The organism is Streptomyces sp. CO7, from assembly GCF_053474865.1.
This window is the reverse complement of the sequence record NZ_JBRIOU010000009.1, coordinates 51,878-54,761: the sequence shown is the minus strand read 5'-3', so window position 1 is coordinate 54,761 and position 2,884 is coordinate 51,878. Positions and strand designations below refer to the sequence as shown.

The 2,884-nt window shown below is 77.1% G+C and carries 1 protein-coding gene; it reads left to right on the top strand.

The genetic code is table 11. From position 1 onward, the window contains the following. Window positions 1-2,811, top strand: a 2,811-nt coding sequence (locus ACOV8S_RS26900; protein WP_448320961.1) for an amino acid adenylation domain-containing protein, incomplete at its 5' end; no start/stop codon positions are given. Between the last annotated feature and the right edge of the window lie 73 nt (window positions 2,812-2,884).

Sequence of the window (2,884 nt, the reverse complement as noted above, 5' to 3'; positions counted from 1 at the left end):
TCCGTCGCCCACCCCGCCTACGTCATCTACACCTCGGGCTCCACCGGCGTCCCCAAGGGCGTCGTCGTCACCCACGGCGGCCTGGCCGCCTTCGCCGCGGCCGCCGCCGAGCGCTACGCGGCGGGCCCCGGCGACCGGGTGCTGCAGTTCGCCTCGCCCAGCTTCGACGCGTCCGTCCTGGAGCTGTGCGTCTCCCTGCTCTCCGGGGCCACCCTGGTCGCGGGGGAGGAGGGTCCGCTGGTCGGCGAACGGCTGGCGGAGGTGCTCGAGGGACGGCGGATCAGCCACACGCTGATCCCCCCGGCGGCCCTCGCCACCCTCCCCGAGGGGACGGCCGGCGCGCTGCCCGCGCTGCGCACCCTGATCGTCGGCGCGGAGGCGTGCCCGGCCGACCTGGTCGACCGGTGGGCTCCGGGCCGCCGCATGATCAACTCCTACGGGCCCACCGAGGCCACCGTGGTCGCGAGCTGGACCGGCCCGCTCACCGCGGGCACGGGCGCGCCGCCCATCGGCGGTCCGGCCGGCGCCACCCGCGTCCACGTCCTCGACGCCGCGCTGCGGCCGGTGCCGGCCGGTGTCCTGGGCGAGCTGTACGTCGCGGGCCCGGGGCTGGCCCGCGGCTACCTGGGCCGGCCCGGCCTCACCGCGGCACGGTTCCTGCCCGACCCGTTCGGGGCGCCCGGGGAGCGGATGTACCGCACCGGCGACCTGGTGCGGCTGGGGGCCGACGGGCAGCTGCGGTTCGCCGGACGCGCCGACGAACAGGTCAAGCTGCGCGGCCACCGCGTCGAGCCCGGCGAGATCGAGGCCGCGCTGCGGCGCGACGCCCGGGTGCGCGACGCGGCGGTCGTGGTGCGCGACGACGGGAGCGCGGGGACGGCCCAGCTGGTGGCCTACGTCGTGCCCGCCACGGCGGGCGGGGTACTGCCCACCGCTGCGGGGGAGACGGCGCCCGGGGCCGCGAGCAACGGGGCCGCCGGCGGCGGGATTCCCGTCGTCGACACCGCCGTGCTGCGCGAGGAGCTGGCCCGCCGCCTGCCGCCCTACATGGTGCCCTCCGCGTTCGTGACCCTCGAGCGGCTTCCGCTCACCCCGAACGGCAAGCTGGACCGCCGGGCCCTGCCCGCTCCCGGCCCGGCCGTCCGCACCGGACCGCGCGTCGCCCCGCGCACCGACACCGAGCGGCGCGTCGCCCGCATCTGGGCGGAGGTCCTCGGCGTGCCCGAGGTCGGCGCCGAGGACAACTTCTTCCACCTGGGCGGAGACTCGATCCTCAGCATGCAGGTGGTGTCCCGGCTGCGCCGCGAGGGGCTGCACCTCACCACCCGCGACCTCTTCGCCCACCAGACCGTCGCCGCCCTCGCCGCCGTCGTCCGCACCGGGCCCGAGCGCACCGGCGACGGACCGGTCAGCGGCGACGTGCCGCTCACCCCCATCCAGGAGTGGTTCCTGACCACCCCGCGCGCCGCCCACCACCACTTCAACCAGTCCCTCCTCCTCGAACTCGACGGCACCCCCGATCCCGCCGCCCTGGACCGCGCGCTCGCCGCCCTGCTGGACCACCACGACGCGCTCCGGATGCGCTTCACCCGGGACGCCGACGGCTGGCGCCAGTTCAACCCGCCGCCCGCCGGGCCGCAGGAGGTCCTGGTCCACCACGACCTGACGGGCCTGCCCGACGACCGGGCCCGCCGCGTCATGGAGCGGGCCGCCGACACGCTGCACTCCTCTTTCGACCTGGAACAGGGGCCGTTGCTCGGCGCGGGCCTCTTCACCGGTGGTCCGGGCCGCCCCGCCTTCCTCCTCCTGGTCGCCCACCACCTCGTGGTGGACGCAGTGTCCTGGCGGATCCTGCGCGACGACCTGGAGACCGCCTACCGGCAGGCGGTCCGCGGCGAACCGGTGGAGCTGGGGGAGCGCACCACCTCCTACCGCGACTGGGCCCGAGGACTCGCCGCCCACGTGCGGGCCGGCCACCTCGACCACGAACTGCCGCACTGGGAGGAGGCGGTGACCGCCGAACCTCTGCCCGGCCCGACGCACCCCGACGCGGAAGGCGCGGAAGACGTGCAGGACGCGCAGGACCCGGGCGACGGGGGCGGGACCTCGACCCTCACCGTCGAACTCGGCGAGGAGGACACCGAGGCGCTGCTGCGGTCCGCCCCCACCGCCTACCGCACCCGCGTCAACGACGTGCTGCTCGCCGCCCTCGCCCTCGCCCTTGCCCGCTGGACCGGCGGGAAGCGGGTCCGGCTCGACCTGGAGAGCCACGGCCGCGAGGACCTCCTCGACGGGGTGGACCTGTCGCGCACCGTCGGCTGGTTCACCAGCGTCCACCCCGTCGCGCTCAGCGTCGACACACCCGACGACCTCGGGCCCGACCGCGACTGGCGCGCGCTGGTGAAATCGGTGCGCCGCCAGCTGCGGACCGTGCCGGGCAACGGCATCGGCTTCGGCGCCCTGCGCGCCTACGGCCCGCCCGAGGTGCGCGAGCGGCTCGGCGGCGACGGGGCGCTCGGCCAGGTCGTGTTCAACTACCTCGGCCAGCTGGACACCCGCCCCGCAGGCGGCGACGCCCAGGGCGCCGGGCTGATCCGCGCCCTGCACGGCAGCCTCGGCCAGGACCACGACCCCCGCGACGGCGGGTCGCACCTCCTCGAGGTCGGCGGCGCGGTGCGCGACGGGAGGCTCACCGTCACCTGGAACCACCGCCCCGCCGTCCACGACGCGCGGACCGTCCGGCGCGTCGCCGAGGAGTTCGCCGAGGCGCTCCGGCAGATCGCCCGGCACGCCCGCCGGACGGCGGGCTGAGCATGACCGCCGCCAGGGCGCGCTGCCCGCCCCCGACCCGGGATCCGCCCCCTGCGGATCCACGCCCGCACAC